26 protein-coding genes and 12 pseudogenes are annotated in these 23541 nt (G+C 73.1%); 28 read left to right on the top strand and 10 right to left on the bottom strand.

Annotated features, from left to right (window positions below; genetic code table 11):
• Nucleotides 1-144 precede the first annotated feature (144 nt).
• The 5 genes and pseudogenes from G5V59_RS26280 to G5V59_RS37760 form a co-directional block, all read left to right on the top strand.
• Nucleotides 145-645, top strand: a complete 501-nt coding sequence (locus G5V59_RS26280; protein WP_278260068.1) for a methylmalonyl-CoA mutase family protein — start codon at nt 145-147, stop codon at nt 643-645.
• 16 nt (nt 646-661) lie between these two features.
• Nucleotides 662-1039, top strand: coding sequence for a YciI family protein (locus tag G5V59_RS26275; protein WP_278258468.1), 378 nt, complete (start codon nt 662-664; stop codon nt 1037-1039).
• Between the two features lie 211 nt (nt 1040-1250).
• A pseudogene (locus G5V59_RS37770) lies at nt 1251-1475 on the top strand (sigma factor); the annotation flags it as partial.
• A 67-nt stretch (nt 1476-1542) separates the two neighbouring features.
• Nucleotides 1543-1953, top strand: a pseudogene (locus G5V59_RS37765) (DUF6596 domain-containing protein); the annotation flags it as partial.
• Between the two features lie 28 nt (nt 1954-1981).
• Nucleotides 1982-2029, top strand: a pseudogene (locus G5V59_RS37760) (hypothetical protein); the annotation flags it as partial.
• Between the two features lie 480 nt (nt 2030-2509).
• Here the strand turns inward: G5V59_RS37760 and G5V59_RS26265 are convergent.
• Together G5V59_RS26265 and G5V59_RS26260 are read right to left on the bottom strand one after the other, a co-directional pair.
• A complete protein-coding gene (locus G5V59_RS26265) occupies nt 2510-2653 on the bottom strand; it encodes a helix-turn-helix domain-containing protein (RefSeq protein ID WP_278258467.1) in 144 nt (47 codons plus the stop codon).
• Between the two features lie 231 nt (nt 2654-2884).
• A complete protein-coding gene (locus G5V59_RS26260; RefSeq protein WP_278258466.1) occupies nt 2885-3451 on the bottom strand; it encodes a hypothetical protein in 567 nt (188 codons plus the stop codon).
• 152 nt (nt 3452-3603) lie between these two features.
• Between G5V59_RS26260 and G5V59_RS26255 the strand changes: the two genes are divergently transcribed.
• The 3 genes and pseudogenes from G5V59_RS26255 (at nt 3604) to G5V59_RS26245 (ending at nt 5672) form a co-directional block, all read left to right on the top strand.
• Complete coding sequence (locus tag G5V59_RS26255; protein WP_278258465.1) at nt 3604-4746, top strand: flavin reductase family protein; 1143 nt, start codon at nt 3604-3606, stop codon at nt 4744-4746.
• A pseudogene (locus G5V59_RS26250) lies at nt 4677-5240 on the top strand (4-hydroxyphenylacetate 3-hydroxylase N-terminal domain-containing protein); the annotation flags it as partial. The gene G5V59_RS26255 and the pseudogene G5V59_RS26250, both read left to right, overlap by 70 nt.
• Nucleotides 5241-5327: 87 nt before the next feature.
• Nucleotides 5328-5672, top strand: coding sequence for a 4-hydroxyphenylacetate 3-hydroxylase C-terminal domain-containing protein (locus G5V59_RS26245; RefSeq protein WP_341351314.1), 345 nt, complete (start codon nt 5328-5330; stop codon nt 5670-5672).
• Nucleotides 5673-5999: 327 nt separating this feature from the next.
• Here the strand turns inward: G5V59_RS26245 and G5V59_RS26240 are convergent, their stop codons facing one another.
• Nucleotides 6000-6854, bottom strand: coding sequence for an MFS transporter (locus tag G5V59_RS26240; protein ID WP_278258464.1), 855 nt, complete (start codon nt 6852-6854; stop codon nt 6000-6002).
• A gap of 358 nt (nt 6855-7212) precedes the next feature.
• Between G5V59_RS26240 and G5V59_RS26235 the strand changes: the two are divergent.
• The 3 genes and pseudogenes from G5V59_RS26235 to G5V59_RS26225 form a co-directional block, all read left to right on the top strand.
• Nucleotides 7213-7527 (top strand): annotated as a pseudogene (locus tag G5V59_RS26235) (thioesterase family protein); the annotation flags it as partial.
• 147 nt (nt 7528-7674) lie between these two features.
• A pseudogene (locus G5V59_RS26230) lies at nt 7675-8423 on the top strand (helical backbone metal receptor).
• A gap of 102 nt (nt 8424-8525) precedes the next feature.
• Nucleotides 8526-8756 (top strand): hypothetical protein, encoded by a 231-nt coding sequence (locus tag G5V59_RS26225; RefSeq protein WP_278258463.1) that lies wholly within the window; start codon nt 8526-8528, stop codon nt 8754-8756.
• Between the two features lie 103 nt (nt 8757-8859).
• On the opposite strand, the gene G5V59_RS26220 is transcribed toward G5V59_RS26225, so the two are convergent.
• Nucleotides 8860-9060 (bottom strand): hypothetical protein, encoded by a 201-nt coding sequence (locus G5V59_RS26220; RefSeq protein ID WP_278260350.1) that lies wholly within the window; start codon nt 9058-9060, stop codon nt 8860-8862.
• Nucleotides 9061-9118: 58 nt separating this feature from the next.
• Between G5V59_RS26220 and G5V59_RS26215 the strand changes: the two genes are divergently transcribed.
• The 3 genes and pseudogenes from G5V59_RS26215 to G5V59_RS26205 all read left to right on the top strand — a co-directional run bounded on the left by G5V59_RS26215 (nt 9119) and on the right by G5V59_RS26205 (nt 11041).
• The gene (locus tag G5V59_RS26215) at nt 9119-10297 is read left to right on the top strand and encodes an AGE family epimerase/isomerase (RefSeq protein ID WP_341351313.1); all 1179 of its coding nucleotides are present in this window, start codon (nt 9119-9121) and stop codon (nt 10295-10297) included.
• Nucleotides 10210-10503, top strand: a pseudogene (locus G5V59_RS26210) (carbohydrate kinase); the annotation flags it as partial. The gene G5V59_RS26215 and the pseudogene G5V59_RS26210, both read left to right, overlap by 88 nt.
• A 10-nt stretch (nt 10504-10513) precedes the next feature.
• Nucleotides 10514-11041 (top strand): PfkB family carbohydrate kinase, encoded by a 528-nt coding sequence (locus tag G5V59_RS26205; protein ID WP_341351041.1) that lies wholly within the window; start codon nt 10514-10516, stop codon nt 11039-11041.
• Here the strand turns inward: G5V59_RS26205 and G5V59_RS26200 are convergent.
• The 3 genes and pseudogenes from G5V59_RS26200 to G5V59_RS26190 all read right to left on the bottom strand — a co-directional run.
• Nucleotides 11038-11490: pseudogene (locus G5V59_RS26200) on the bottom strand (helicase HerA-like domain-containing protein); the annotation flags it as partial. The gene G5V59_RS26205 and the pseudogene G5V59_RS26200 overlap by 4 nt on opposite strands.
• Nucleotides 11457-11678, bottom strand: a complete 222-nt coding sequence (locus G5V59_RS26195) for a helicase HerA-like domain-containing protein (protein ID WP_278260065.1) — start codon at nt 11676-11678, stop codon at nt 11457-11459. The gene G5V59_RS26195 and the pseudogene G5V59_RS26200, both read right to left, overlap by 34 nt.
• 278 nt (nt 11679-11956) lie before the next feature.
• The gene (locus tag G5V59_RS26190) at nt 11957-12298 is read right to left on the bottom strand and encodes a helicase HerA-like domain-containing protein (protein WP_278260064.1); all 342 of its coding nucleotides are present in this window, start codon (nt 12296-12298) and stop codon (nt 11957-11959) included.
• Nucleotides 12299-12704: 406 nt separating this feature from the next.
• Here G5V59_RS26190 and G5V59_RS26185 point away from each other — a divergent pair.
• Both G5V59_RS26185 and G5V59_RS26180 read left to right on the top strand, forming a co-directional pair.
• Nucleotides 12705-13003: pseudogene (locus G5V59_RS26185) on the top strand (type II toxin-antitoxin system VapB family antitoxin).
• A 4-nt stretch (nt 13004-13007) separates the two neighbouring features.
• On the top strand, nt 13008-13610 hold the full coding sequence (locus G5V59_RS26180; protein WP_278258461.1) for a hypothetical protein: 603 nt from the start codon (nt 13008-13010) through the stop codon (nt 13608-13610).
• Here G5V59_RS26180 and G5V59_RS26175 read toward each other — a convergent pair.
• Nucleotides 13555-15034: pseudogene (locus tag G5V59_RS26175) on the bottom strand (potassium/proton antiporter). The gene G5V59_RS26180 and the pseudogene G5V59_RS26175 sit on opposite strands and share 56 nt — an antisense overlap.
• 224 nt (nt 15035-15258) lie before the next feature.
• Here G5V59_RS26175 and G5V59_RS26170 point away from each other — a divergent pair.
• The 10 genes and pseudogenes from G5V59_RS26170 to G5V59_RS26125 form a co-directional block, all read left to right on the top strand.
• Nucleotides 15259-15675: pseudogene (locus tag G5V59_RS26170) on the top strand (FAD-binding protein); the annotation flags it as partial.
• Nucleotides 15572-16150 (top strand): hypothetical protein, encoded by a 579-nt coding sequence (locus tag G5V59_RS26165; protein WP_278258460.1) that lies wholly within the window; start codon nt 15572-15574, stop codon nt 16148-16150. The pseudogene G5V59_RS26170 and the gene G5V59_RS26165, both read left to right, overlap by 104 nt.
• Nucleotides 16150-16815 (top strand): FAD-binding protein, encoded by a 666-nt coding sequence (locus tag G5V59_RS26160; protein ID WP_278258459.1) that lies wholly within the window; start codon nt 16150-16152, stop codon nt 16813-16815. The genes G5V59_RS26165 and G5V59_RS26160 overlap by 1 nt, the downstream gene beginning before the upstream one ends.
• Before the next feature lie 66 nt (nt 16816-16881).
• Nucleotides 16882-17823 (top strand): aminotransferase class I/II-fold pyridoxal phosphate-dependent enzyme, encoded by a 942-nt coding sequence (locus G5V59_RS26155; RefSeq protein ID WP_278258458.1) that lies wholly within the window; start codon nt 16882-16884, stop codon nt 17821-17823.
• 4 nt (nt 17824-17827) lie between these two features.
• Nucleotides 17828-18013 carry a hypothetical protein gene (locus tag G5V59_RS26150; RefSeq protein ID WP_278258457.1) on the top strand — a complete coding sequence of 62 codons (186 nt, stop codon included), beginning with the start codon at nt 17828-17830 and terminating at the stop codon, nt 18011-18013.
• A gap of 4 nt (nt 18014-18017) precedes the next feature.
• Nucleotides 18018-18209: a hypothetical protein gene (locus tag G5V59_RS26145; RefSeq protein WP_278258456.1), complete on the top strand. Its 192-nt coding sequence runs from the start codon at nt 18018-18020 to the stop codon at nt 18207-18209.
• A gap of 174 nt (nt 18210-18383) precedes the next feature.
• Nucleotides 18384-18710 (top strand): hypothetical protein, encoded by a 327-nt coding sequence (locus G5V59_RS26140; protein WP_278258455.1) that lies wholly within the window; start codon nt 18384-18386, stop codon nt 18708-18710.
• 85 nt (nt 18711-18795) lie between these two features.
• Nucleotides 18796-19194 carry a hypothetical protein gene (locus G5V59_RS26135; RefSeq protein ID WP_278258454.1) on the top strand — a complete coding sequence of 133 codons (399 nt, stop codon included), beginning with the start codon at nt 18796-18798 and terminating at the stop codon, nt 19192-19194.
• 143 nt (nt 19195-19337) lie between these two features.
• A complete protein-coding gene (locus G5V59_RS26130; RefSeq protein ID WP_278258453.1) occupies nt 19338-20642 on the top strand; it encodes a hypothetical protein in 1305 nt (434 codons plus the stop codon).
• Nucleotides 20643-20660: 18 nt separating this feature from the next.
• Nucleotides 20661-21473 (top strand): hypothetical protein, encoded by an 813-nt coding sequence (locus tag G5V59_RS26125; protein ID WP_278258452.1) that lies wholly within the window; start codon nt 20661-20663, stop codon nt 21471-21473.
• On the opposite strand, the gene G5V59_RS26120 is transcribed toward G5V59_RS26125, so the two are convergent.
• Together G5V59_RS26120 and G5V59_RS26115 are read right to left on the bottom strand one after the other, a co-directional pair.
• Nucleotides 21455-21679: a hypothetical protein gene (locus tag G5V59_RS26120; protein ID WP_278258451.1), complete on the bottom strand. Its 225-nt coding sequence runs from the start codon at nt 21677-21679 to the stop codon at nt 21455-21457. The two genes, G5V59_RS26125 and G5V59_RS26120, sit on opposite strands and share 19 nt — an antisense overlap.
• 11 nt (nt 21680-21690) lie before the next feature.
• Entirely contained in the window at nt 21691-22773 is a 1083-nt protein-coding gene (locus G5V59_RS26115) for an acyltransferase family protein (protein ID WP_278258450.1), read from the bottom strand.
• A 253-nt stretch (nt 22774-23026) separates the two neighbouring features.
• Here G5V59_RS26115 and G5V59_RS26110 point away from each other — a divergent pair, with 253 nt between their 5' ends.
• Nucleotides 23027-23212, top strand: coding sequence for a hypothetical protein (locus G5V59_RS26110; protein ID WP_278258449.1), 186 nt, complete (start codon nt 23027-23029; stop codon nt 23210-23212).
• A pseudogene (locus tag G5V59_RS26105) lies at nt 23209-23463 on the top strand (diiron oxygenase); the annotation flags it as partial. The gene G5V59_RS26110 and the pseudogene G5V59_RS26105, both read left to right, overlap by 4 nt.
• Nucleotides 23464-23541: the final 78 nt, after the last annotated feature.

Raw genomic sequence — 23541 nt, 5'->3', positions numbered from 1 at the left:
CACCACGCCCTCCGCGGAGTCGGTACGACGGGCGCTGGCGATCCAGGCTCATCATCAACCGCGAGTGGGGCCTGGCGATGAACGAGAACCCGCTCCAGGGCTCCTACGTCATCGACCAGACTCACCGACCTCGTCGAGGAGGCCGTGCTGCTGGAGTTCGACCGGATCTCCGAGCGCGGCGGCGTGCTCGGCGCGATGGAGACCGGTTACCAGCGCGGCCGGATCCAGGACGAGTCGATGCTCTACGAGCACCGCAAGCACGACGGCAGCCTGCCGATCATCGGCGTCAACACCTTCCGCAACCCCTCGGCCGGCGACGGTACGCCCGACCACATCGAGTCTGGCCCGCGCGACCACCGAGGAGAAGGACTCCCAGGCTCGACCGGGTCCGCGACTTCCAGGCCCGCCACGCCACCGACGCGGCCGAGGCGATCGCCCGGCTCAAGGAGGCGGCCACGACCGGGGAGAACGTCTTCGCCGTGCTCATGGACGCGGCGCGGGTGTGCTCGCTCGGGCAGGTCACCGAGGCGTTCTTCGAGGTCGGTGGACAGTACCGCCGCAACGTCTGAAATCTTTTCCTCGGTCGATGTCGAAAGCCCGGGGGGGCCGTTCGACGTAGGTTCGTCATCACCCACCAACGACTGACGAAGGACTGATCGAGATGCCGCGTTTCATGGGTTTCGTGCGGATGGAAGAGGGACAGGGCCAGCCCCCGCAGGCGCTGTTCGACGCGATGGACACCTACATCGGGGAGCAGGCCGGCAAGGGTCACTTCCTCGACGGTGGCGGGCTCTACGGCCTGGAGGACGCGGTCAACTTCGTGGTCCGCACCGGTGAGGTCACCCGCGTCGACGGCCCGTACGCCGAGGCGCGCGAGGCCGTCGGCGGCTGGGCACTGCTGCAGTACGACACCCTCGAGGAGGCGATCGCCAACCAGGAGGAGTTCGCCGCCCTGCACGCGAAGTACTGGCCCGAGTGCTCGATGGTCGCCACCCTGCGCCAGGTGCCCGACGAGGCACCCACCCCGGCCGAGGGCTGACCCGCCCCCACGAAGTGTGGGAAGTGGCCCACCGAACCGTGGAAGGTGGTCCACCGAACCGTGGAACGTGGTCCACCGAAGCGTGGGCCGTGAGCGCATCCGAGATGGACCGCTTCCCACGCTTCGCACGACCACTTCCCACACTTCGCGGAGCCACTTCCCACACTTCGTGGGGCCACTTCCCACACTTCGTGGGCCCTAGGCTGGCCGCATGGCCGACGTCACCACCGCCGACGCGATCACCGCCACCTGGCGGGCGGAGTCGGCCCGTCTCGTCGGCGCTCTCGCCCGGATGACCCGGGACGTCGAGCTCGCCGAGGACCTCGCGCAGGACGCCCTGGTCGCCGCCCTCGAGGCGTGGCCGGGCCAGGGCGTGCCCGCCAACCCCGCCGCCTGGCTGATGACGACCGCCAAGCGCCGCGGGATCGACCACATCCGGCGCGCAGCGAACCTGCGCCGCAAGACCGAGGAGACTCGGTCACGCCGCGGAGGAGGTGAGCCCGATGCCCGACCTGGACGCCCAGGTGGACCACATCGAGGACGACGTCCTGCGGCTGGTGTTCCTCTGCTGCCACCCGGCGCTCACCCCGGAGTCGCGCGCGGCGCTCACCCTGCGCCTGGTCGGCGGCCTGACCACCGACGAGATCGCCCGCGGGTTCCTGGTGCCCAGCACCACCATGGGCCAGCGCATCTCGCGGGCGAAGAAGACGCTGGCCGAGGCCGGCGCGCGCCTGGAGTCGCCGACCGGCGCGGAGCGCACCCAGCGCCTCGACGACGTGATGGCGGTCGTCTACCTGATCTTCACCGAGGGGTACGTCGCCACCGCGGGCGACGACTGGTCCCGCCCCGACCTGGCCCGGGAGGCCATCCGGCTGGCCCGGCTGCTCGCCGAGGTGGCCCCCGACGAGCCCGAGGTGCACGGCCTGCAGGCGCTGCTGGAGTCTGCAGGGCTCGCGGCTCGACGCCCGCACCGACGCGGCGGGCGAGCCGGTGCTGCTCGACGACCAGGACCGGGACCGCTGGGACCAGTCTGCTCGTGCGCCGCGGGCTCGCGGCGCTGGGCCGGGCGGAGGAGATCGCCGCGCGCGGCGTACCCGTCAGCCGGTACTACCTCCAGGCTGCGATCGCCGCCGTGCACGCCCGCGCCGCCACCGCCGCGGACACCGACTGGCCCCGCATCGCCCACCTGTACGACGTCCTGGCCACCGCCGCGCCCGGGCCGGTCGTCGAGGTCAACCGCGCCGTGGCCCACGGCCGCGCCGCCGGCCCGGACGCGGGCCTGGCCGTGCTCGACGCGATCCCCCCGGAGGCGCTGCGCGACTCCCCGCTGGTGGCCAGTGTCCGCGGCGACCTGCTGGAGCGCGCCGGGCGTCGCGCGGAGGCCGCCGGGCAGTTCGCCGAGGCCGCACAGCGCACCCGCAACGCCGGCGAGCGGGCGCTGCTGGAGCGCCGGGCGGCGGAGAACCGGGACTAGCGCGCCCGCAGCGTGTCCGAGGGCGCCACGCCGTACCTGCCCCGGTAGGCCGCGGCGAAGCGGCCCAGGTGGGTGAAGCCCCACCGGGACGCGGCTTCGCCGACGGTGCCGACCCGGCCGGCGAGCAGGTCGGCGTGCACCCGGGCGAGCCGGATGGCGAGGAGGCTCCGCCGACGGCGTGCGGCCGACGTAGCGCTGGAAGCCCTGCTGCAGCCGTCGGATCCCGACGCCGGCCTCCCGGGCCAGGTCGGCGGCGGTCCAGTCCCGCGCGGGGTCGGCCTCCATCGCCTCCAGCACGCGGGACACGATCCGCGGCCGGACCGTGCCGCAGCCGGGCTCCTCGGGGAAGGACGCCGCGACGAAGGCCGCGGTCAGCGTGGCCGCGAGCCGCCGGGCGACCCGCTCGTCGCGCGCCAGGCCCGGGTTGCGCAGCGCCTCGGTGCCGATCGAGGCGAGCAGCCCGATCCAGGTGCGTCCGCCGTCGGTGCGCAGGTCGAGCCTGGGCGGGCAGCCGGTCGGTGCGCAACCCGATCAGCGCGGCGACCTCCTCGACGAGGTAGTCCCGCTCGACCCGCATCCCCACGATCGAGCAGTCCGCCGACCACCGGGTCATCCGGGTCTGCTCGTCGGGCGGGCAGATCGTCGCCTGGCCGTCCAGGGAGAGCACGTGGTGGCCGCCCACCCGGGCCTCCAGCACCCCGCTGCGCGGCACGTTGACCGCCCACGCGCCGGGGTGGTCGGACTCGACCGCGACCTCGCTGCCCCAGCCGATCCGGGTCAACCGCACCGGGCCGAGGTCCACGGCGCGCAGGTCGGCCGGCCCCGCGGCCGGACCGCGCACCACCAGCCGGTGCGGGAAGTAGGCCCGCGCGACCGCGGTGGAGAAGTCGTCCAGGCTCGATGACGCACCTCCTCGGCTCCGGCGTGACCGTCCTCACACTAGGCGAACTCCGCGATCCGGAAAACGCAACCGGCGCAGCCCGCTGCGCAATCCGGACCGCCGCTTCGCCGGGCGGATCGCCGGGCGTCGTACCCACGCCTAGCGTCACCGCCCATCCCGTCCCGCTCCCGTCCACCGAAGGAGGCACCCATGGACCCGCGCACCCTGCGCTCGGCCTTCGGCCGCTTCGCGACCGGCGTCACCGTCGTCACCTGCCGGACGCCGGACGGCGCCCACCACGGCGCCACCGTCACCGCGTTCACCCCGATCTCGCTCGACCCGCCGCTGGTGCAGGTCGCGCTCACCCGGACGTCCAAGGCCGCGGCGTACCTCGACGGCACGGCCTTCGCCGTGAACGTGCTGGCCGCCGACCAGGTGGACGTCGCGATGCACTTCGCCGGCCGCCCGAGCGCCGACCCGGTGGCCTGGTGCGGCGGCGGCACCGCCCCCTCCCTGCACGGTACGGCGGCGACGCTCGTGTGCCGCGCGCACCGCACCGACGACGGCGGGGACCACCTGCTGTTCCTCGGCGAGGTGGTCGACGTCCTCACCACCGGACGCCCGCCCCTGCTCTTCCACGACAGCGCCTTCCACCAGATCGGCCGCCGCTCGTCCGACGTCGTCTGGCTGGGCTGCCAGGACGACCCCCACACCAGGCTGGTTCGGCGCGCTCGTGCCGGCCGACACCCACTACTGACCGAGAACGAGGAGACATCCCATGACCGACATCCTGGCTCCCGAGGCCACCAACCCGGCCGCCGACAGCCCCGCCAACCAGCAGACCAACTTCGCCTCCCGTCCGATGACCGGCGACGAGTACATCGAGAGCCTCAAGGACGGGCGCGAGATCTACCTGCACGGCGAGCGGGTCCAGGACATCACCACGCACCCGGCGTTCCGCAACCCGATCCGGATGACCGCCCGGCTCTACGACGCCCTCCACACCGGACCGCACGTCGACGAGCTGACCGTCCCCACCGACACGGGCAACGGCGGCGTGACGATGCCCTTCTTCAAGACCCCGACGTCGTCGGCGGACCTGCTCAAGGAGCGCGACGCGATCGCCCGCTGGGCGAAGATGACGTGGGGCTGGATGGGCCGCAGCCCCGACTACAAGGCGTCCTTCCTCGGCACGCTGCACGCCAACAAGGAGGCTCTACGCGCCCTTCCAGGCCAACGCCGAGCGGTGGTACCGCGAGTCCCAGGAGAAGGTCCTCTACTGGAACCACGCGATCATCAACCCGCCGGTCGACCGCAACCTGCCGCCCGACGAGGTCGGCGACGTCTACATGAAGGTCGAGAAGGAGACCGACGCCGGGCTCGTCGTCTCCGGCGCGAAGGTCGTCGCCACCGGCTCGGCGATCACGAACTACAACTTCATCGCCCACTACGGCCTGCCGATCCGCAAGAAGCAGTTCGCGCTGATCTGCACGGTCCCGATGGACGCGCCCGGCATCAAGGTCGATCTGCCGCTCGTCGTACACCGAGCAGGCGGCGCTCAACGGCGAGCCCTTCGACTACCCGCTGTCGAGCCGGATGGACGAGAACGACACCATCTTCATCTTCGACAAGGTGCTGGTGCCCTGGGAGAACGTCTTCATGTACGGCGACGTGGACCGCATCAACGCCTTCTTCCCCCAGTCCGGCTTCCTCCCGCGCTTCACCTTCCAGGGCTGCACCCGGCTCGCGGTGAAGGCTCGACTTCATCGCCGGGCTGCTGCTCAAGGCGCTCGAGGCGACCGGCTCCGGCGACTTCCGTGGCGTGCAGACCCGGGTCGGCGAGGTGATCGGCTGGCGCAACCTGTTCTGGTCGCTCACCGAGTCGATGGCCCGCGACCCCGAGCCGTGGGTGGGCGACGCGGTGATCCCGAAGCCTGGAGTACGGCCTGACCTACCGGATGTTCATGATCCACGGCTACCCGCGGGTCAAGGAGATCATCGAGCAGGACGTCGCCTCGGGCCTGATCTACCTGCCCTCGGGTGCCGCCGACTTCAAGAGCCCGGAGGTGCGGCCCTATCTCGACAAGTACGTCCGCGGCTCCAACGGCATCACCGCCGTGGACCGGGTGAAGGTGATGAAGGCGCTGTGGGACTCCATCGGCTCGGAGTTCGGCGGCCGGCACGAGGCTCTACGAGCGCAACTACTCCGGCAACCACGAGAACGTGAAGGCCGAGTCTGCTGTTCGCCGCGCAGAACCGCGGTGACGTGGCGCAGATGAAGGGCTTCGCTGACGAGTTCCTCGCCGAGTACGACCTCGACGGGTGGACGGTCCCGGACCTCTTCTAGCCGATCAGCAGGCCCTGCTGGTCGAGACTCGTCGAGACCCCCTGCGGGCTCGGCGGGCTCGGCCGGCTCGGCCGGGGAGAGCCGCCAGTTGAGGATCCCGGCGAGCAGCACCAGCCCCGCCGCCACCACCGGTACGACGAGCGCCGCGCCCGTCCCCGCCCGGTCGGCCAGGCTGCCCGTCACCACCGACGCGGTGGCCTGGCCGACGATCACGGCGGATCCGAGCATCGTCATCACGGTGGCCGAGCGGCCGGCCGGGCTACGCAGCGCGCCGAGGCTGTACTGGGTGACCATCGTCGGGCCCACGCCGGTGCCGACCACCAGCAGCAGCACGCACATCGCGGCGACCGAGCCGACGAACGGCAGCACCGCCGTGCCGGCCACCAGGACGCCGGCGAAGACCAGCCAGCGCGCGCGCAGCGAGAAGGCGGCGGGCAGGAAGGCGACGCCGAGCGCGAAGGCGGCCGAGCCGATGCCCATCACGCCGTAGACCGGGCCGGCGCCCTCGGCGTTGCCGTGGTCGCCCATGAAGGCGGTCAGCGAGGTGAGCATGGAGCCGAAGAACAGACCCACACCGAGGATGCCCGCGACCACGACGACCAGCGCCGGGCGGCGCAGGCTCCGCGGCCGGCGCGGGCGGCACGCTCTCGCCGCCGGAGGCGGCCAGCGCGGTCGCGGTCGGGTGCACCGCGAAGGCGGAGACGAAGACCAGGGTGACGACGGCGGCGGCCGCGACCGGCGCCCACGGGTCGAGCGCGGTGCCGAGCAGCCCGACGAGGAAGGGGCCCACGATGAACACCATCTCGTCGGCGGCCGACTCGTAGGCCATCGTCGCGTCGAAGGTCCGCTCCCGGCGCTCGGGCGACAGCCTCGCGGCGATGATCTGGACCAGCCGGCTGCGCGACATCGGCGCGATCTGCGGCGCACTGCCGCCGACGAGGAAGGCCACCGCCAGCACGGCCGCTCCCGGCAGCGGGCTGTAGACCACCCAGGCCATCAACCCGAGCGCGGTGGTGGACGCCAGCCCGGCGACGAGCAGCACCGGGCGCTGGCCGAAGCGGTCGGCGGCGGCACCGAGCAGCGGCCCGAAGCAGGCCGCACCGAGGCCGACCATCGCCGAGTCTCAGGCCGCCGAAGGCCAGCGAGTCGCGTCCGGCCACGACGAGCGTCAGCACACCGACGACCATCATCGCGTAGGGAAGTCGCGCGACCAGCGCGATCGGGAAGTACGTCGGACCGGTCGCCTTCAGCAGCGACCGAGCGGCTTCGACCATGGTGTCGTCCCAGGGGCTCAGGTGCCGCCTTGGACCGCCGGTCGAGCCGGCGCGAGGTAGATACACACGGGTGATCTGTACACCTCATCCTACGCGGCCCTGGCGAGGAGCGGGAATCAGCGGGACGACCCACTAAGGTCCGTCCCATGAGCACGCAGCCGACGTACGACCAGGCTCGTCACCCTGCCCGCCTTCGCGGTGCAGCCGGTCCCCACCGCGTTCGAGGACTTCAACGGCTTCCTCAACGTGCGGCACTACCTCGGCATCGGCAGCGAGGGCCTCGACGAGTCCCTCTACGACGTGGGCATCTCCCAGAACTGGCCGGTCGCCAGCGGCTTCGCGTGCCTGTCGGCCGAGCACCACCTGACCTACCTGCACGAGCTCAAGACCGGTGACGAGATGTCGGTCCGCGTTCGCCTGGTCGGTCGCTCCGAGCGCGCGGCGCACGCGGTCGTCTACGTCCTCGACGACACCAACCAGCGGGTGGCGTGCGTGTTCGAGGAGATCTTCTTGTGCGTCAAGGCTCGACCAGCGCAAGACGGCGCCCTGGCCCCCCGGGGTGGCCGAGGGCCTCGACCGCCGCGTCGCCGAGCACGCCGAGCTCGACTGGAAGCCCGCGCTCACCGGCGCGCTCGGCCTGCGCTGAGGAACGCTCCCGCGGTGAGCGTCGACGACCTGGGCGCCGAGGTGGCGCTGCCCCGGCCGCCGCGCCGCATCGTCTCGCTCGTGCCCTCGATCACCGAGGCGCTGGCGACCGACGTACCGGACCGGCTGGTGGGCGCCACCGACTGGTGCACCCACCCGGCGGACCTCGACGTCGCACGGGTCCGCGGCACCAAGAACCCCGACCTGGCGGCGATCCGCGCGCTGGAGCCGGACCTGGTGGTCGCCAACAAGGAGGAGAACCGCGAAGCTCGACGTGCGCCGCCTGCGGGACTCCGGCGTGCCGGTCTGGGTGACCGACATCGAGACGGTGCCCCAGGCGCTCACCTCCCTCACCCGTCTGTACGACGAGGCGCTCGCCCTCCACACGCCGGGCTGGCTGCGGGAGGCGACGACGCTGTGGTCGGGTCCGGTTCCGGCGGTGCGGGGGCGGGTCGCCGTACCGGTGTGGCGGGACCCGTGGTTGGTGGTCGGCCCACGGACCTACACCGGCGACCTGCTCCGCCGGCTCGGCTGGGCGAACGCCTTCGAGGAGCACGCGGACCGCTACCCGACCGTGGAGACTCGCCGCGATCGACCGGGCCGGCATCGACCTGGTCCTGCTCCCGGACGAGCCCTACGAGTTCAGCGCCGAGGACGGGCCCGAGGCCTTCGCGCTGGTTCCGACACGACTCGTGCCGGGCCGGCTGCTCACCTGGTACGGACCGGCGATGGTGGCCGCCCGCGGCGTTCTCCTGGCACCGTGACAAGGCCGACCGCTCGCACTGTCGTCGGCATCACATGCCACGACATCCTTTCGTAACCACGGGGCTTGTTCGCGGAAACCTCAGCGGCTCAGAGTTGTTCCCATGAAGCAGACGACCTCTCCTGAGACCCAGACCGGCCGTCACCTCGAGTCCGTCGACACCCATCGTGTCGAGGCCGTCGAGGACGCCGCCGCCCGCGCCATCGCCCGTCGTGCCGCCCTGCGCGACCGCCACGCCCAGAACCTCACCCGCCTGATGGAGCAGCGCAGCGACCTGCGCGGCGTGCACCCGCTCGCCGACTTCGTCGACGACGCGGTCCGCTGGAGCGCCTGACCTCCCTCCCCTCCCGGCCGGCCTCTCCCTGCCGGCCCCCTGCCTGGGGCCTGGCTCCCGGTCCGGCGCCGCTGACGTTGCTCAGCACGCGCCGGATGGGGAGTCAGGCCCTAGGCTCGGTCGGACCATGACATGGCTCGACGATCTTGCGCTGCGGGGCCGGCTCGAGGACGAGCAGGACCGCCTCACCGGCTTCGGCACGACGCTCCTCCACCCCGCCGGCGGAGCGGCCTGGCTGGACGACGCCGGCCGCCCCGAGCCCGAGCGCGGTGTGCTGACCTGGATCACCTGCCGGATGCTGCACGTGCACGCGATCGCCGCGCTCACCGGGCGTCCCGGCTCCCGCGACCTCGCCGAGCAGGCTGCTCGCCGGGCTCGCCGGTCCGCTGTGCGACACCGCGCACGACGGCTGGTTCCACGCCCTCGACGCGGACGGCCGGCCCGACCTCGCGGCCGGGAAGACCTGCTACGACCACGCCTTCGTCCTGCTCGGCACCTCCAGCGCCGTCGTCGCCGGGCTGCCCGGGGCCGATGCGCTGCTCGCCGCGGCGAGCACGGTCTTTCTCGAACGGTTCTGGGACGAGGACGCCGGGCGGTGCCGCGACGAGTGGTCCGCCGACTGGTCGCGACTCGACTCCTACCGCGGCCTGAACGCGAACATGCACGCCGTCGAGGCGATGCTCGCGGTCGCCGACGCCACCGGCGACCTCTCCTGGCGGAGGCGCGCGGCACGCGTCGCGGACTTCGTCGTCGACCTCGCGGCGCGGTACGACGCCCGCCTCCCCGAGCACTTCGACGCCGCCTGGACGTCACTGCCGGACCTCAACGCGGACCGCCCCGCCGACCCCTTCAAGCCCTACGGCGCCACGATCGGCCACGGCCTGGAGTGGTCCCGGCTGCTGCTCACCCTCGACGCCGTGGCGCCCGACGAGCGGCTGCTTCCGACCGCGGAGGCGCTCTTCGACCGCGCCGTCGCCGACGGCTGGTCCGTCGACGGCACGCCCGGCTTCGTCTACACCACCGACTGGTCGGGCACGCCCGTCGTACGGGACCGGATGCACTGGGTGCTCGCCGAGGCGCTGGCCGCCGCGGCGGCGCTCCTCGCCCGCACCGGCGAGCAGCGCTACGCCGCGTGGTTCCGGGAGTGGTGGGCACACGCGGAGGACGTCTTCATCGACCGCGCGCAGGGCTCCTGGCACCACCAAACTCGACGCGGACAACCGCCCCGCGGCGGGCGTGTGGCCGGGCAAGCCCGACCTCTACCACGCGGTCCAGGCCACCCTGCTCCCGCGGCTCCCGCTCTCCCCCACTCTCGTCCGCGCGATCCGGGACGGAGCCTGGCAGTGACCCCACCCGAGGTGCTCGTCGTCGGCGAGGCGCTGATCGACATCGTCCAGCGCGCCGGACAGGATCCGGTCGAGCCTGCCCGGGGGGAGCCTGCGCCAACGTCGCGCTGGCACTCGGCCGGCTCGGGCACCACCCCCGCCTGGCGACCGTGCTCGCCGACGACGAGCGCGGCGCGGTGCTGCGACGCTGGCTGAGCGCCAGCGACGTCGTCGTGGAGGCGGCCGAGCCCGCCACCGGCCGCACCAGCACGGCCGCCGCAGTGCTCGACGCGCGCGGTGCGGCAACCTACGAGTTCGACCTGTCCTGGGTGGCGCCGCCGATGACCGACGGGGCCTGCGACGTGCTGCACGTCGGCTCGATCGCCTCGGTCCTGGCGCCCGGAGCCGACGCGGTGCGGGACCTGGTGCGCCGTGCCCGGCGGCGGGCGCTGGTCTGCTTCGACCCCAACGCCCGGCCCGGGATCACGCCCGACCGCGACGCGACCCTGGCCCGGGTCGAGGAGCCTGGTCGCGCTGGCCGACGTGGTCAAGGTCAGCGACGAGGACCTGGGCTGGTACTTCCCCGGCCTCGCGCCCAGCGAGGCCGCCGCCCGCTGGGCCGGGCTCGGTCCGGCGATCGTCGTGGTCACCCGCGGCGGCTCGGGAGCGAGCGCGCTCCGCGCGGACGGCACCGTCCTCGACGTGCCCGGGGTGCGGACCGAGGTCGTCGACACCATCGCCGCCGGTGACACCTTCACCGCCGGGCTGCTCGACGGCCTCCTCGCTGCGGGGATCTGGGGCACGGACGCGTCCCCGCGGATCGCCGGGCTGGACGACGCGGGCCTCACCGCCGTCGTACGACGGGCCCACGCCGCCGCCGCGATCACCGTGTCGCGACCGGGCGCGGACCCGCCGACGCGCGCCGGACTCGACGCGCGCCTGGGTGATCAGCAGGCCTAGCGGCGCCGGCGGGCGGTGCCGAACATGCCGCGGGCGATCTCGGACGCGGCGGTGCGCATGAACTGCTTGAACGCCGAGGACTGCACGACGTCCTTGACGATCTCGCCCGCGCCGCCGCCCTCGTCCTTCTTCTTCGCGGCCGGCTTCTCCGCCGGGGGAGCGGCCTTCTCCTCCGCCTTGGCCTGCGCGCCCTCCTCGAGCTTCTTGGCCAGGATCTCCCGGGCGGACTCGCGGTCGACCACCTCGGCGTACGTCGCGTAGCGCGGGCTCGCCTTGACCGTCGCCTCCATCGACTCCGCACTGCTGGGGGCCATCAGCGACTCCGGTGCGCGCAGCCGGGTCCACGCGACCGGCGTCGGCGCGCCCTTCTCGCCCATCACGGTGACGATCGCCTCGCCGATGCCGAGGTTCGTGATCACCTCGCCGAGGTCGTCGTAGGCGCTGTTGGGGTAGGTGTTGACGGTCGCCTTGAGCGCCTTGGCGTCGTTGGGCGTGTGCGCGCGGAGCCTGGTGCTGCACGCGCGAGCCGAGACTGCGCCAGCACGTCGTCGGGCACGTCGGTGGGGCTCTGGGTCACGAAGAAGACGCCCACGCCCTTGGACCGGATCAGCCGCACCGTCTGGGCGATCTGCTCCAGGAACGCCTTCGAGGCGTCCTTGAAGAGCAGGTGCGCCTCGTCGAAGAAGAAGACCAGGCTTCGGCTGGTCGACGTCGCCCACCTCGGGCAGGTCGTGGAAGAGATCGGCGAGCAGCCACATCAAGAAGGTGGAGAAGATCGCCGGGCGGTCCTGCAGGTTCGGCAGACTCGACCAGGTTGATCAGGCCGCGCCCGTCGGAGGCCTGCTGCAGCAGGTCCGCGGAGCCTGAACTCCGGCTCGCCGAAGAACGCCTCCGCGCCCTGGTCCGCGAAGCCGATCAGGCTCGCGCAGGATCACCCCGGCCGTCGCCGCGGAGAGACCACCGAGGCTCCTTGAGGTCCTCCTTGCCCTCCGGGCTGGTGAGGTGCTGGACGACCGCGCGCAGGTCCTGGAGGTCGAGCAGCGGCAGGCCGGCCTTGTCGGCGTAGTGGAAGACCAGGCTCAGGCTGGACTCCTGGGTCTCGTTGAGGCCGAGCACCCGGCTGAGCAGCAGCGGGCCGAACGCCGTCACGGTGACCCGGATCGGGATGCCCGTGCCCTGGCCGCCGAGCGCGTAGTACTCGACCGGGAAGGCGGTGGCCTTCCAGTCCTGGCCGACCGACTTGGTGCGCGCGAGCAGGCTTTGTCGCTGGCCTCGCCGGCCGTGGCCAGGCCGGACAGGTCGCCCTTGATGTCGGCGGCGAAGACCGGTACGCCGGCGGCGCTGAGCTCGCTCGGCCAGCAGGCTGCAGGGTCTTGGTCTTGCCGGTTCCGGTCGCGCCGGCGACCAGGCCGTGCCGGTTCAGCATCCCCAGGGGGATCCGGATGGTGCTGGCACTGAGCCGGTCCGGGCCGGTCATCAGGCCGCCGAGCTCGAGGGCCGGGCCCTCGAAGGCGTAGCCGGGCGCGATGGCCTGCTCGATCGGGTCGGCGGCCGGGGCGGCGGGTGCGGGCGTCTCGGGTGCGGGCGTCGTCGGCTCCTGCGTCATGCTGGGAACTCTAAGCGGAACACGGTGTCGCACGGCAGGCCCGTAGACTCCGAGCCCGTGATCTTCAAGCGCGTGGGCGACGGGCGTCCGTACCCCGACCACGGCCTCGGCTCCAAGGGCTGGGCCGCGGTGCCTCCGCGCCAGGTCCGGCTCGACCAGTCTGGTCACGACCAAGGACACCTTGCAGGCTCTCCTCGTTGCTCGACGAGGACTCGACGTTCTACGGCGACCTCTTCGCGCACGTCGTGCTGTGGCGAGGTGAGTACTACCTGGAGGACGGCCTGCACCGCGCGCTGCGGGCGGCGCTCCAGCAGCGCAACGTGCTGCACGCGCGCGTGATCCGGATGGAAGGCTGAGGGGATGGACGGGCAGGACGTCAAGGAGAGCAGCCGCTCGGCGATCACCCTCGTGGTGCTGGCGGTGGTGTTCCTCGCCGCCATCGCCTGGGGCTGGTCGCGGGTGACCTCGCCCTTCCCGGAGAAGGTCGAGGCGGCGCCCTGCACCGACACCCTCGTCGCCGCCGGCGACGAGGTCGCCCCGCCGCAGGTGATGGTCACCGTCCTCAACGCCGGTGGCGCCAACGGTCTCGCGGGCAAGACGATGGACAAGGCTGGTCGGCTTCGGCTTCGGCCAGGGCAAGACCGGCAACGCGCCCCGGGACACCGGGTCGGTCTCCGCGCAGGTGTGGTCCGACGACCCGGGCGACCCGGCCGCGATCCTGCTGGCGTCGTACCTCGGCAAGGGCGTCGAGGTCGTCGACCAGCCCTCGGGCTACCCGGGCGTGACGATCGTGGTCGGCAAGAAGTTCAAGGGCGTCACGAAGGGCCGGGCCACGGTGACCGCGCAGAAAGACTCCTCCGTCTGCACGCCTCCGCTGAGCACCGACCCGAGCCTCTCGTCGTAGCGGTCAGCCGCGCCGGCGGTCCTCGCCCAGCCACTGGGCGAGGCGACCGCCCGCGCTGACCTGGCGCAACCGCTGCTCGGTGGACTCGCGCAGGCTTTGCGTGGGGTGACGACGATCAGGTCGTCCCCCTGCCGCAGCACGGTACGGCGCTCGGGCACCATCGCGCGCCCGTCGCGCACCACCATCGAGACGTTCGCCCCCACGGGCAGCCGCAGGCTCGCCGACCTCCACGCCGTGCAGCCTTGGACGCCGGGCTGATGGTGACCTGCAGCAGGTCCGCCGCGACCCGCTCCAACGGCGCCGCCTCGAGTCCGAAACCGCGCGGCTCCGAGCGCCGGGTGACCCGCAGCAGACGCGCGGCCAGCGGCAGGGTCGGGCCGGTGAGCAGGGTGTCGACGACCACCAGCACGAAGACGATGTCGAAGAGCCGGTCGGCGCCGTCGACGCCCTCGGCCAGCGGGATCGTGGTGAGGACGATGGGGACGGCTCCGCGCAGCCCGGCCCAGGACAGGAAGGCCAGGCTCGTTCCAGCGCATCGGCTTGACCACCGCACTGACGAGCACCGACAGCGGCCGTGCGGCGAGGGTGAGCAGCGCACAGGCGGCCAGCGCGATGCCGACCGTGCTCCAGGCTCAGCCGGCCGGGCGAGAGCAGCAGGCCGAGCATGACGAAGAGCCCGATCTGCGCCAGCCAGGCCAGGCCCTCGACGAAGGACCGGGTCGCCGCCCGGTGAGGGAGGTCGGAGTTGCCGAGGACCAGCGCGGCGACGTACACGGCGGCGAAGCCGCTGGCGTGCACGGCCGCGGACGCGCCGTACCCGATCAGGGTGAGGCAGAGGATCGCGATCGGGTAGAGACCCGAGGACGGCAGCGCGGCCCGGCGCATGATCCACGCGCCGCCGAACCCGGCGACCAGGCCGAAGGCGACGCCGGCGATCAGGCTCGAAGACGACGATGCCGGCCGTGCCGAGCAGCCCGTGGTCACCGACGGCGCCGGAGGCGACCAGGGTGACCAGGACGACCGTGGGTGCGTCGTTCAGCCCGGACTCCGCCTCCAGCGCACCGGTCACCCGCTTGGGCAGCGGTACGACGCGCAGCACGGAGAACACCGCCGCGGCATCGGTCGGCGAGCAGACCGCACCGAGCAGGACGGCCAGGCTCCCAGGGCAGCCCGAGCACGTAGTGGCCCGCCAGGGCCATCACCGCGACCGAGACGAACACGCCCACGGTCGCCAGCGACAGGCCCATCCGCATGGCCGGTCGCGCGTCGCGCCAGGCTCGTGGTGAGACCACCCTCGGCCAGGATGATCGCCAGCGCGCCGAAGCCGAGCGCGTGCGCGAGCCTGGGCGTCCTCGAACCGGATGCCCACCACGGACTCGCCGAGGACGACGCCCATCAGCAGGTAGACCAGGAGGCTCGGAAGACCGGCGCCCGCCGACAGTCGCACCGCGAGGACCGCGAGGAAGGTGACCGCGGCGCCCACGAGTACGAACTGATCGAGTTCGGTGGACGTCGAAGGTCAAAGGTCACTCGGCTTTCGTCGGGTGGCGGGTACGTAGTCTATCGGTAGAACATGTTCTAGATTTGTCCTCGTGACGACCACGAGCGACAACGTTCCGGCCGGCCTCGCTATTCCCGAGGCCCTCCCCGCCAGCGCCCTCGGCGAGGCCCCCGAGAGCCTACGACGTCGTCGTCGTCGGCTTCGGGATCGCCGGTGGCTGCGCGGCTCTCGAGGCGGCCCGCGCCGGCGCCCGGGTGCTGCTGCTGGAGAAGGCCGCGGTGCACGGCGGCACGTCCTCGATGTCGGGCGGGCACTTCTACCTCGGCGGCGGCACCGCGGTGCAGCGGGCAACGGGTCACGACGACTCGGTGGAGGCGATGACGGCGTACCTCCTGGCGAGCACGAAGGACCCCGACGAGGAGAAGATCCGCGCCTACTGCGAGGGATCGGTCGCGCACTTCGACTGGTTGGAGCAGGCTCGGCTTCGAGTTCGAGCGCTCCTACTTCCCCGGCAAGGCGGTGATCCAGCCCGGCACCCAGGGCCTGATGTTCACCGGCAACGAGAAGGTCTGGCCCTACCGCGAGGAGATCGCGCCCGCGCCGCGCGGACACAAGGTGCCCGTTCCCGGCGACACCGAGGGCACCCGGATCGTGATGGACCTGCTGCGCGAGCAGTGCGAGAAGGCCGGCGTGGAGGTGCGCTACGAGACCGGCGTGACGAACCTCGTCACCGACGGCGACGGCGACGACCGTCAGGTCGTCGGCGTGGGCTGGCGCTCCTTCGACACCCACGGGGCGGTCCGCGCGCGCAGCGTCGTCCTCGCCGCCGGGGGCTTCGTGATGAACGCCGACATGGTGGCCCGCTACACCCCGGCACTGGGCTCGAAGTCTGTTCACCCTCGGCTCGACGTACGACGACGGCCTGGGGATCCGGCTCGGCCAGTCGGTCGGCGCGGCACTGGAGCACATGGAGGAGCCGTTCATCACCGCGCCCTTCTACCCGCCGTCCTCGCGCTGCAAGGGGATCATCGTCAACCGCGACGGGCAGCGCTTCGTGGCCGAGGACAAGCTACCACGCGCGGACGTCGTACCACGTGATGAAGGAGGCGGACGCGGTCGCGTACCTCATCGTCGACAGCGCGCACCTCGGCGAGGACCACATGCCGCTGGTGCCGTTGAAGGACGGCTTCGAGACGATCGAGGAGATGGAGGCCGGGCTCGGCATGCCGGCCGGTGCGCTCGTCGCGACGATCGAGCGCTACAACGACCACGCCGCCCGCGGCGAGGACCCGGACTTCCACAAGCACCCCGACTGGCTCACGCCGCAGACCGAGGGCCCGTGGGCGGTGCTCGACCTCTCCCTCGGTGTCGCGCTCTACGCCGGCTTCACCATCGGCGGCATGGCCACCACCGTCGACGGCGAGGTCCGCCGTGCCGACGGCTCGGTCGTGCCCGGGCTGTACGCCGCCGGCGCCTGCGCCTCGAACATCGCCCAGGACGGCAGCGGCTACTGCTCGGGCACCCAGGCTCGGCGAGGGCTCCTTCTTCGGCCGCCGGGCCGGCCTCCACGCCGCCACCCGCCGTTGACTTGGGGCTTCCCACCCGCGACTTGGGGCTTCCCACCCGCGACTTGGGGCTTCCCACCCGCGACTTGGGAGATTCCCACTGTCGCGTCCGGTGCACAAGTGCCAACTCAAGGGTGGGGAACTGCCAACTCGCGGGTGGGAAACCCCAACTCGACGCGGCATAGGGTCGGGACGTGATCGACCGTCTCACCGTCGCCGCCCGGGCGAACGTCCCGCCGTTCCACGTCATGGACCTGCTGGCCGGTGCGGCCGAGCGGCAGCGCACGCACGGCGACCTGCTCAACCTGGTCGCGGGCCAGCCGAGCACCGGTGCGCCGGCGCCGGTGGCGGCGGAAGCGGTCCGCCTGCTCGGCAGCGGCGACCCGCTGGGCTACACCCCCGCGACCGGCATCGTCGAGTTCGCGCGAGGCGATCGCCGGCCACCACCGCGAGCGCTACGGCCTCGAGGTGGGCGCCGACGACGTCATCGTCACCACCGGCTCCAGCGGCGGCTTCCTGCTGGCGTTCCTCGCGGCCTTCGACGCGGGAGCGCGGGTGGCGATCGCGCGACCCGGCTACCCCTGCTACCGCAACGTGCTCGCCGCGCTCGGCTGCACCGTCGTCGAGGTCGCGACCGGACCGGAGACCCGCTTCCAGCCGACGGTGGAGCAGACTCGCCGAGGTGCACGTGCGGCAGCCCCTCGACGGGCTCGTCGTCGCCAGCCCGGCCAACCCGACCGGCACCATGCTGCTGCCCGAGGAGGCTCGCCGCGATCGCGCGCTGGTGCGAGGAGAACCGGGTGCAGCCTGGTGTCCGACGAGATCTACCACGGCATCCAGTACGCCGGCGCCCGCGCCGCCTCCGCCTGGGAGACCTCGCGCGAGGCGATCGTCTTCGGCTCCTTCTCCAAGTACTTCTCCATGACCGGCTGGCGACTCGGCTGGATGCTCGCGCCCGAGCGGCTGCGCCGGCCGGTGGACGTGCTGACGGGGAACTTCAGCATCTGCCCGCCGGTGCTGTCGCAGCGCGCGGCGCTCGCGGCGTTCACCCCCGCGTCGTACGCCGAGCCTGGACGGGCACGTGCAGCGCTACGCCCACAACCGGGCCCTGCTGCTGGAGGGCCTGCCCCGGCTGGGCATCACCGCGCTGGCGCCGGCCGACGGCGCCTTCTACGCCTACGCCGACGTGGGCCACCTGACGCGTGACTCGATGGCCTACGCCAAGGACCTGCTCGCCCGCACCGGGGTCGCCGTGGCGACCGGCGTCGACTTCGACACCGTGGACGGCGGCCGCTTCCTGCGGATCAGGCTTCGCGGCCTCGACCGCCGACGTCACCGCGGCGCTGGACCGTCTCGACGGCGCGCTCTGAGGCTCGGCCCGGGTGTCCTAGGGTGACCCGGTGGTCGATCGTCGGGAGGCTCGAGGCACGCAACGACGCGATCTACGCCGAGCACCGGGCGGTCGTGGCTCGGGGCGAGAAGCGGGTCCTTCGCACGACCAGGTCCGGCCTGCTGCACAGCTACCAGCCCGACGAGATCGGCCTCGGCCCGGCCTCCTCGACCCGGGAGGTGACGAGCCTGGTGGGGGCTGACGATCCTCACTGCGTTCTTCGTCGCGATCTTCGCCGCCTCCTGGGCGATCGTCCTCGTCCCCGTGAGTCGCGGGGAGGGCCCGGCGTGGGCCGGACTCGTGGTGACGGCGATGGGTGCGCTCGGCGCCGCCTACACCGGGCACCTCACCCTGATCCAGGCTCCGCGCGCGGCGGGTGCGCCGCCGCCGCGGCGCTCCCGAGCCGGGCACGTACCCGCTGCCCGAGCGGTGGACCGACCACGCGGCCGTGGCCGGTCTCCTGGCCCGGGCACGCACGCCACACCCGCGGGCCCACCGCTGGCGCAAGCGGCCGTGGTGGTGGGTCGTGCTGCGCGGCCTCGCCGCCGCGGCGCTGGTCCTCGCGGTGATCGGCGCGCTCACGGACCTCGAGGACCCCGACGCACCGGGGGCGCTGTGGTTCGCGGGCGCCGGGCTGGTGCTCACGAGCGTGCTCCCGGTGGTCCAGGCCGTGCGCCGGGTCCGCGACGCCGACGAGGTTTGACCGAGGACGAACGAGGGAAGGGCGCGACTCATGTACGGCGACAGCGAGGTGATCCGGCGACGCGTGTCCGCGGTGCGGGACCAGGGTGCCGACGTGCGCGCCCTGGCCGACGAGCCTGGTCGCCCGGGTCGACGGCCTGGGCTGGACCGGACGGGCCGCGGAGGCGATGCGCGAGCGGGTCACCGAGCGGGCCCGGCACCTGCGCGCCGCCGCCGATCGCCACGTCTCCGCAGCGGACGCGCTCGCCGACCACGTGGAGGCGGTCGACGCGACCGCCGAGGAGATCGCGGTCACCGAGTCCCGGGTGCGTGCGCTGGTCGCCGACGCACAGGCCCGGGTCGCGGCCATCGCGGCCCGCAACGAGCGCAGCGACGGCCCGCAGATCTCGCCCGACCCGCTCGACGAGGTGCTCGCCGCGTTCACCCCGCCGCCGCCCGGGCACCGCGACTGGCTCGCTGTCGACGTACCGGGACTGGAGCGCTGACGTGCCGACCATCGACCTGACCGACGTCAGGGCCCGCGCGCCGCGGCGCCCTCTCGACGCGGCCCCGCGCCGGATCGGGCTGACCCTCACCGAGCCTGCAGCACGCCGCGAGCCTCGCGGGCGGCGCGCCGCTGCCGTTCGAGGTGACGCCGCCGGCCGCGGTCGACACGATGCAGTCGCGGCTGGGCCAGAGCCCGGCGGCGAGCGACGACCGCGCCTACCGGACGGCGGTGGGCGCTCTGCACGACGGCGCCGACGCGCTGCAGCGCCGCGGCCTGCTCACCGACGGCGTGCTGGACCCCGGCCTGGCCGGCGCGATCGGTCTGCTCGCGGCGCCCCGGACCGCGCTCGACGTGGACCTGCGGATGGCCGGCGTCCAGGCGAAGGTCTGGCAGCGCCGGGACGACTCCGCCGTCGCGTCGCTGGCCACCGTCGACGGGATCGTCTTCGAGCTCGGCTGGTTCGCCACCGACGCCTGGGCCGGCGAGCCTGGCGCGGGTCGCGGCGATCTCGGAGGACGTCCCGCTCGGCACCTCCACCGTCCCGTCGTACGCCGACCTGCCGTTCGAGCTCGCCGACGCCGCCGCCGAGGCGACCCGGGTCGGGCGGGGCGACCTGCTCCCGGTGCTCGCGTCCCGGCACAGCGGATCGGTGCTGGGGCCCGACGGCGTGCTGCCCGACGACGCGGTGGCCCGCCTGCTGACGGCGCTCGCCCACGAGGCCCAGGGCCGGCTGCGCGCGCTCGTCGCCGACGTGTCGGGCAGCACGGTCGACACCGTCGGCGTCGTCTCCTGGACGCTGCTCGCCGACGGCTGGCGGGCCTTGCGCCCGCACCAGCAGGACGGCGTGCCCCGGCTGGAGATCCGGGCCGTCGAGCCGGCCGACCTGGCCGCCGTGGTGGCCCCGGTCCTGGAGGGAGCACGATGACCGACCAGCGCAGCGAGCAGCAGAGCGAGCGGCCGTTGACCGCGGTGGAGTCCGCCGACCTGGCCGACAAGTACGACCAGATGATGCGCCCGGCCGACCTCTTCGACGACGCCGGCGCTCAGATGCGCGACTGGGCGCAGCCTGGGCCAGCAGGTGCTCACCGACCCGGAGGTGGTCGCGTCCACGACGCTCTCGCCGGGCACCTGGATGACGGCCGAGGAGGAGCCTGCGCGCCGCGACCACCGGCAAGGACGGCCTGCTCGGACGCTCGATCGAGTCTCGACGCCGACGCGCTCGTGCTGCGCGCCACCGTCCTGACCTACCGCTGGATCGACGAGCCTGCAGGCGGCGGCGTACCAGACCCTGGGCTCGATCGCGGGCAAGGCGATCGGCTACCTCGCGCCGCAGGTCAGCCTCGGCGGCGCCATCGTCGCGGCCGGGCTGATCGAGACCGACGCCCTGGACCGGGACGGCGTTGCGGCGTACCTCAACGAGCCTGGCCGAGGCCAACCCCGAGCTGATGGAGCACGTCACGACCGGTGGCGGTCTCCTCGACAGCCTGCAGATGCGCGAGTCTGCTGACTGCGGGCGTGCTCTCCGGCGACCAGGCGCGGCGGGCTCGCACGGGCGGGCTGCGCGCGACCGGGATCGCGCCGCTCGGCGACGACTGGGGCTCGGCCCTGCGCGACGTCGCGGTGGACCTCCCCGGCCCCGTCCCGGAGGTGCAGCCCGAGCCCGGCGAGGAGGACGGCAGCGCGCCCTCGGGCCTCGCCGACCTGATGACCCTGCTGGCGGGCGGCGCCGACGGCGACCCGGTGCGGATCCTGCGGGTCGGTCCCGGCCGGCTGCTCGCCTTCCTGACCGGTACGCCGCCCGCCGCACCCGCGACCGGACGGCTCCGCCTGGTCTCGGGCGACGCCTCCGGCCGGGCCGCGGCGGTGGTCCGGGCCCTGGGCGCGGCGGCCGCCGAGCACGACGGCGAGACCCGGGTGATGCTCGTGGGCCGGGGCAGCGGCGGTGCCGCCGCGCTCGAGATCGCGACCCGGACCGACCTGCCCGGCTTCGTGGTCGACCAGGTCGTCACCGCCAGCGCGCCGGCAGCGGCGCTCCCGGCGCTGCCGGCCGACGTCCGGGTGCTCTCCCTGGAGGACCGCAGCGACCCGGTCGCCCTGCTCGGCTCGCTCATCAACGCCGCGACCGCCAACCGCCTCACCGTCGTCTACGACGCGGGCGCGGACCCCGGCGTGCCGCCCCTGGTGGCGGGCGGCAGGGCTGCGGACCGCGCCGAGCATCCCGACCTCCGGGCGGTGCTGGCCCGGTGGCGCGAGCAGGGCTACCTGCGCTCGGCCTGAGGGATCCGGACGATCCCGCCGAGCACGCAGGCGGCGATGGGGACGAGCGGGAGGTACCAGAGGATCACGCCGTCCCGGGCGATCCCGAGCGCGGCGAGCGCACCCAGCCCGGCGCACACGCCGAACGTCGCGAGCACCGGCCGCAGGACCGGCGGCGCGGGCCGCGGGTCGGGCGCCGGTGACTCGAAGCGGCCGACGAGCGCCACCGCTCCGGCGGTCAGCAGGGCCAGGACCGCGACGTACAGCGGCCGGGTGGCCCACCAGCCCCCGGTGTCCGGTACGCCGTGCAGGCCCAGCCCCCGAGCGCCATCGAGCCGGCGACGAGCACGCCGAGCATGGTCAGGTGCCACAGGTAGATGCTCATGATCCGGCCGTTGACGAGCACGGTCGCGAGCCAGACCCGGCGGTGCGCGACGACGCGGCGCAGCAGCGGCTCCAGGGTGAGCACCGCGCCCGCCTGCAGCAGCCCGAGGAAGCCCTGGGTGACCCGGGTCGGGTAGGCGTTGTCGATCTCGTCGGTGCCGAGGCCCACCATCGAGACGGCGTAGGGCCCGTGCACGGTCAGCAGCCAGAGGCCGGCGAGCCCGACGGCCCCGAGCGCGAGGCGGCGTGCGGTCGAGGAGAGCCGCCCGTCCAGCCAGGCGTAGCCGAGCAGGTGCACGGTGCTCCACACGACCACGTAGTTGAGGAAGCCGACAGCCAGCAGGTCGCCGCGCACGCTCACCAGGTCGACCAGGCCGCCGAGCGCCAGGCCGGCCACGACCGAGCCCCAGCCGAGGCGCTCCCAGGCGAGCAGCGTCAGCGGCGCGAGGGCCACCACCACGACGTACGCCGCGAGGAACCAGGTCGGCACCAGGGACGCGCGGCTGGCGATCCGGAGCAGGTCCGGGTCGGCGCCCAGCGCGTGCGCGGTGGGCGCGAGCACGGCCCAGAACGCCATCAGCGGGAGCACCGGCAGCACCAGGCGGCGCAGGCGGGCGCGCAGCCAGCCGGCGTACGTCGCGCCGCGGCGGCGGGCCGAGCGCCAGGACAGCCCGTTGGCGTAGCCCCCGACGAGGAAGAAGACCGGCATCACCTGCAGCACCCAGGTCAGCGGGTGGGTCCAGGCGGCGAGGTCGAGCAGGTCGGCCCGGTGCAGGTCACCGTCGCGGTCGACGTACACGGCGGCCATCAGCCAGTGCCCGAGCACGACCACGAGGATCGCGGCGGCACGGAGCAGGTCGACGACCCTGTTGCGGGTAACGGGAGTGGCGTCGGCGAGGGCGGCGGCGCTCGGCAGCAGGCCGGTCGGAGCGGTCATGGAAGCGATCCTCGTCACGGACGGAGCGGTGCGACCGGGCCCTTGTACTCAAATCCTTGATCAGTTCCTTGACAAAACCGGGGGCAATGTATGCAACATTGTGTTGCGCTAACACGGCGCACGCTCCCGCTTTCGACGACGAAACGGATCGAGGAAGACATGACTGCCACCGCTGACCGCACCGCCGAGACCCTCCCGGAGACCGAGGGCCTGAGCCTTCCAGGACACCCTCAAGGTCCTGTCCGAGGCCTCCGTGCACCAGCACTTCGACGCCTTCCTCGACATCGCCTGGGACTCCCCGGAGTTCGCCGTCGACCCGAACGACCCCCGTTGGGTGCTGCCGAAGGCTCGACCCGCTCGGCGCGACCGAGTGGTACCAGTCGCTCCCGCTGGAGCGTCAGGCTCGAGATCGGCCGCTACCGCTACGCCAACATCATGAAGGTCGGCCTGCAGTTCGAGCAGGTCCTCATCGGCGGCGTGATGGCCCACCTCATCGGCATGGACAACAACCGTGCGGAGTTCCGCTACTCCACGCACGAGGTGACCGAGGAGTGCCACCACACCCAGATGTTCCAGGAGGCCGTCAACCGCATCGGCGTCGACGTCCAGGGCGGCCCGAAGTGGTTCGTGAAGGTCGCGCCGTGGCTGTGCCTGGCCGGTGGCCCGCTCACCAACGTGTTCTTCATCGGCATCCTCGCCGGTGAGGAGCCGATCGACTACCTGCAGAAGATGCTGCTCCGCTCGGGTCACGAGCCTGCACCCGATCGT

This window comes from Nocardioides convexus (assembly GCF_011090295.1).
Note: the sequence above shows the minus strand (reverse complement) of the source record. Positions and strands in the feature narration are given on the sequence as shown.

Excerpts from the sequence above, each read along its gene's own strand:
- G5V59_RS26255 (WP_278258465.1), top strand. The coding sequence starts at position 3,604 with ATGGACCCGCGCACCCTGCGCTCGGCCTTCGGCCGCTTCGCGACCGGC.
- G5V59_RS26225 (WP_278258463.1), top strand. The coding sequence starts at position 8,526 with ATGAAGCAGACGACCTCTCCTGAGACCCAGACCGGCCGTCACCTCGAG.
- G5V59_RS26150 (WP_278258457.1), top strand. The coding sequence starts at position 17,828 with ATGGCCTACGCCAAGGACCTGCTCGCCCGCACCGGGGTCGCCGTGGCG.
- G5V59_RS26240 (WP_278258464.1), bottom strand. The coding sequence starts at position 6,854 with ATGGTCGGCCTCGGTGCGGCCTGCTTCGGGCCGCTGCTCGGTGCCGCC.
- G5V59_RS26115 (WP_278258450.1), bottom strand. The coding sequence starts at position 22,773 with ATGACCGCTCCGACCGGCCTGCTGCCGAGCGCCGCCGCCCTCGCCGAC.
- G5V59_RS26160 (WP_278258459.1), top strand. The coding sequence starts at position 16,150 with ATGAAGGAGGCGGACGCGGTCGCGTACCTCATCGTCGACAGCGCGCAC.
- G5V59_RS26275 (WP_278258468.1), top strand. The coding sequence starts at position 662 with ATGCCGCGTTTCATGGGTTTCGTGCGGATGGAAGAGGGACAGGGCCAG.
- G5V59_RS26180 (WP_278258461.1), top strand. The coding sequence starts at position 13,008 with ATGGACGGGCAGGACGTCAAGGAGAGCAGCCGCTCGGCGATCACCCTC.